Origin of the sequence: Streptococcus sp. SK643, from assembly GCF_000259505.1 — a bacterium.
In the GTDB taxonomy this organism is placed as follows: domain Bacteria; phylum Bacillota; class Bacilli; order Lactobacillales; family Streptococcaceae; genus Streptococcus.
This window is the reverse complement of record NZ_AJMM01000027.1, coordinates 1-4,120: the sequence shown is the minus strand read 5'-3', so window position 1 is coordinate 4,120 and position 4,120 is coordinate 1. Positions and strand designations below refer to the sequence as shown.

The window sequence follows — 4,120 nt, the reverse complement described above, 5'->3', positions numbered from 1 at the left end:
CCACATATATATAAACTGTCTCTGCTTTATTTTCTATATACTCGAGTGATAAAGAAATCATATCAGATTGAATATCCATCAATTGATCTTCGAATACCCTATTCATAATAACTACCTCTTATTGATATTTCTAATAATCTCTATTCTTGTTTTTCTATCAATTTTATATCGAACTTGAAATTTTGATGGCCTTAATGAGTTGCTATCATACTTAATTTTGACAGTTACGCTAACTTTATTATTCTTAAGTGCATTCATCCATTCTCTCTCAAGACGACGATACTCTTTCAAGTTAACATCTTTCGCTTGTGATAATAAATGAAAAATTTAAGCAAGCCAAATGACTCGCTTTTATTCACTGATAAGTTTGATGCGATAACCATCTCGGCTAGTGAATCAGTTGTACTCATCCACTCCAACAACCGATTCTGTGAAGCTACTCTGGTTAAAATAATAGTATAAAAATGATACTATTTCGTTCTTCCTTTTACCACTTTCTCCTTGTTTTCCTCCAACCACTGTAGATAAAGCTTTACATAGCGTTCTTCCTCATCATTACGGTAACCTTCAAATATGATTTCGTCAATATCTTCTTCGTTAAAATAATAAATCTCTTCTGGATTGAGACCGTCTGGAAAAACAGAGCCTGTATAGTCAAAAACAACATCCTCCCCCTCCTGATTAACAATCATTCCACGACCAATAATCACAATTTTCTGGTTACCATCTGCTAGGTAAACAATACTCCCTAATGGTAATAACATTTTATGCCTCCTGTGCTCCTGTATATTTTTAATTTGAAACTTATATTTGTTTAGAGTAGTTTCTATAAAATAAGGATACAATATAAAAGCATATCCCACAACAAAAGTGAAGAAGAATAATGTAAAATAATTTGATGTGAGTATTCCGAGTAAAAAGCAAGCAGATAATCCTAAAACAAAGGAAATAAATTTTGCTAATTTTTCAGGTAAATATGTTTTCTCAGATTTAATTACTGTAGTAGGGCTTATTATTTTACGGTCTAATTTTCCAAGGTCAATGCTTTTATCCAATCCCAAATTTAAAAAAGTAATAATCAGTAGCAGACCTACAACAAATACAACTAAAATCGGAAGCCATAACTGAGGGATTTTATCATTATGAGCAAAAGTAGGTGGAAAGAACAATAACCACAATGTTACCACTAAACTGATAAAACTACTAGCATTGATACTTTTAAAAACAGATAACCATTTTGGATTAGACTTAATTTTATATCTATCTGATATATCTGTAACATCATAAACATTATAACTTGAAAAATGTTTTGGAAAAAATCCCCACAAATAATTCCGAACGTCTCTAGGATTAAAATAATCTATTACATAAAGACGGTTATGGACTTCTATTAGATAATAACGGTTATCCAGCCGCCCCACTACACGGGCTACATAGTTAGCTTTTTTCTCCATTATCCAAAAACTCCTTTAATTGCTTTAGGTGAATTACTAAAGGATTTTCCGATATTAGAAATTCCTTTTCCTATTCCGTTTAAAAAATCTCCTGCACCATCAACTACAGTTCTTAAAGGTTTCAAATTTTTATACAGACCTTTTACACCTACAGAAACAACTGCCCCCACTGTTACAGCTCCAACTAGACCAACAAGTCCTCTTCCACCCCATTTAGCAACATTTCCAAGAGTCAAGTAATTACTCATTCTCTAACTCCTTTATCAATTGATTTAAAATAATATATCGTTCTTTCGTTTTTGTATTTAAGAATAAACAAAAAGGAAAAAGTAAACCGACGGAAACAAATAAAAATAAAAAGATTGATGTCAGTAAATATAGAATAGCAGAAATTGTAACTATTAGAAATAAAGATATGATAGTTATAATCGCAATCTTAGAATTTCTTTTTTCTTGATGAAGAAATATACCATATGATTCTCTCGACAGGTATAAATCAGATAATTCTATCCCTCTATACAGCTCTTTAACGTAGATTCGCGAAACAGAAAAAACTGCAATTGCCCCAAATATCAGTATCAAAATATTAAATAATAAAATATTTATAAATAGATATTGATTTAACCATCTAACTATTGGCAACATAAACAGTATAATCGTCACCAAGAAAGATTGACTATATCTGCTTTCTTTTTTATCTATTCTGAGTAGTAATTTTTGACTACTTTTATCATAAAAAACAGATTGCTTTTGATAGATTCCTACAGGAATAATTTCATAATTATCTTTCATCATCTCACCTAAATACACTTTCCTTAATTCCATTTTATCTTTCTTTTTTGATAGTTTTCAACAATACGCATCCAACGAATGATATTATTTTGCCAAAGTAGAAAAACACTCATTCCCGGTAATAACCCCAAGAGACTTATTGCAATAATTTCACTACCAATAGTTTTGCCAATCATGTTAAATACCAAAGCCCCAACAATTAAACTCGCTAAAGAAAAAAATACAATGCAAAGAGTCACTAGCCAAGCCCATATTTTCTTGCTTTTAGTTATTTTCTTGTTGCTAAAATTATTCCAAATGTTATTCCCATACACGGCTCCTCTAAAAGCCTGCTTTGTGGTCGGAGTAACGAACTTTATGTTTTTATATAAAATTTTCTCCATTATAATTGGAAAACCAACTCCAGCTCCCACCCAAACTATTATCAAATAAACTATAGTTGCTACACTATACTTTTCATGAAAAGGATCCAAAATCGGAAAAATTCTGCACATTATACGAATCAAGATAAGAATCAAAATGATACAAACAATATATTTCCAACTATGTTTGGAGTTTTGTGTATTCAACAGTGAGCTTTTAGATGCCGCTAACGGTACCTGCTCTTCTGTATCAAAGTATATGGCTTGATTATTAAATTCCCCAATATAAATAATTTTTCTAAACATTCTTCTAATTCTGTCTCCTTGTAATATTTTAACTTTTTTACGCATGTTTTTTAAATAATAGAAATATAAAAAGTATGAAATACCAACTTCTAACACAGTCACAGAATTTTTGTTTAAAATTGCTCTATTACTTCTTCTACAAAAAGATGTCCTTGCTGATAAGAAATACCGATAGGTAAGATTTGCCATGAAAAAACGAAAATAGCTAGTGAAAACAGTCCACTAAGTATTAAGATTCCGCTGATATTACTCAAAAAATACCATAAAAAAGATACTAATAGTAAAATCAAAAATACTATCGATAAACTATATTGTTTTTTACCATCTGTACTAAATCTTACTTCCACACTTGGAACATTCCCAAGTTTATCTTGAATGGTATACTTCTTGGCTCTAAAAAGTACTCTATATATGAAATAACCTATAATTATAGAGAGCACAAACATAGCAAACTTTAAAAATATTCTTTCCTGCATACTAACATTCTCAAAAAAAGAGTCTAGGAAACCATAGAGGAAATGAACAAAAGGTTGAATGACCACTACTATCGTTGATCTTCCTAAAGAAGATTCTTTGATATTAAAACGTGTATCCGTTTTAGAAAGTTCATACATTTTTACCGAAAGTTCATCTATAGGCTGTCCCCAGTAATATTTTTTAGGTTCAATTGTGGTATTATCTAATACATATCTTTTATTATTGTATTCTACAATATGATAACTTCCTGATGTTTGAAAAATTTTCATAACTCATTTACCACCCAAATACTTTCTGAATTGATTTAATACCTGAATCAATATTGCTTCCTATTTTCTTAACACTTATTTCAAGGATTGTCGCCCATCTCGTTTTCTATAGTTTTAATCCTCAAAAAGTTATTATAAATTATAACTTCTCTATTCTATCAAAAATAATCTCTTGCTTTTCGTAACTTTCTCGGAGTGGTAACATACCTAAAATCACCGTAAAGAAACCCAAAAACAAAATACTGTTAATGATAAGGATAGAGGCCTCTGTCCCATTATCAGTAAAGATATAAAACCCCAAACATCCTATAACCGCAACAAAAAGAATAGGCAGAAGTTTATACAGTTTCAACTGACGTTGTGACCTTGCTAGTTTGAATACTATTTGATACCTAGTTTCTTTACTTGAAAGCTTTTGTTGAAGATTATGACGAACCACAAAAGCAATGAACCTGAAAGC

At 30.6% G+C, this 4,120-nt stretch carries 6 protein-coding genes and 1 pseudogene; all 7 read right to left on the bottom strand.

Annotated features, from left to right (window positions below):
• Window positions 1-111: 111 nt before the first annotated feature.
• Window positions 112-327, bottom strand: a complete 216-nt coding sequence (locus HMPREF1117_RS11745; RefSeq protein WP_081480304.1) for a DNA/RNA non-specific endonuclease — start codon at window positions 325-327, stop codon at window positions 112-114.
• A 143-nt stretch (window positions 328-470) separates the two neighbouring features.
• Entirely contained in the window at window positions 471-764 is a 294-nt protein-coding gene (locus HMPREF1117_RS0102370) for a DUF4176 domain-containing protein (RefSeq protein ID WP_029693187.1), read from the bottom strand.
• Between the two features lie 689 nt (window positions 765-1,453).
• Complete coding sequence (locus HMPREF1117_RS10370; protein ID WP_000073879.1) at window positions 1,454-1,702, bottom strand: hypothetical protein; 249 nt, start codon at window positions 1,700-1,702, stop codon at window positions 1,454-1,456.
• Window positions 1,695-2,279, bottom strand: a complete 585-nt coding sequence (locus HMPREF1117_RS10365; RefSeq protein WP_000423306.1) for a hypothetical protein — start codon at window positions 2,277-2,279, stop codon at window positions 1,695-1,697. Before HMPREF1117_RS10365 ends, HMPREF1117_RS10370 begins: the two co-directional genes overlap by 8 nt.
• Complete coding sequence (locus HMPREF1117_RS10360; RefSeq protein WP_231160770.1) at window positions 2,270-2,959, bottom strand: hypothetical protein; 690 nt, start codon at window positions 2,957-2,959, stop codon at window positions 2,270-2,272. The genes HMPREF1117_RS10365 and HMPREF1117_RS10360 overlap by 10 nt, the downstream gene beginning before the upstream one ends.
• Window positions 2,960-3,027: 68 nt before the next feature.
• Window positions 3,028-3,660 (bottom strand): hypothetical protein, encoded by a 633-nt coding sequence (locus HMPREF1117_RS10355; protein ID WP_000689231.1) that lies wholly within the window; start codon window positions 3,658-3,660, stop codon window positions 3,028-3,030.
• A gap of 139 nt (window positions 3,661-3,799) precedes the next feature.
• Window positions 3,800-4,120, bottom strand: a pseudogene (locus HMPREF1117_RS0102360) (DUF443 family protein); the annotation flags it as partial.

Coding starts and splice junctions, on each gene's coding strand:
- HMPREF1117_RS0102370 (WP_029693187.1), bottom strand. CDS start 764: ATGTTATTACCATTAGGGAGTATTGTTTACCTAGCAGATGGTAACCAG.
- HMPREF1117_RS10370 (WP_000073879.1), bottom strand. CDS start 1,702: ATGAGTAATTACTTGACTCTTGGAAATGTTGCTAAATGGGGTGGAAGA.
- HMPREF1117_RS10365 (WP_000423306.1), bottom strand. CDS start 2,279: ATGGAATTAAGGAAAGTGTATTTAGGTGAGATGATGAAAGATAATTAT.
- HMPREF1117_RS10360 (WP_231160770.1), bottom strand. CDS start 2,959: ATGCGTAAAAAAGTTAAAATATTACAAGGAGACAGAATTAGAAGAATG.
- HMPREF1117_RS10355 (WP_000689231.1), bottom strand. CDS start 3,660: ATGAAAATTTTTCAAACATCAGGAAGTTATCATATTGTAGAATACAAT.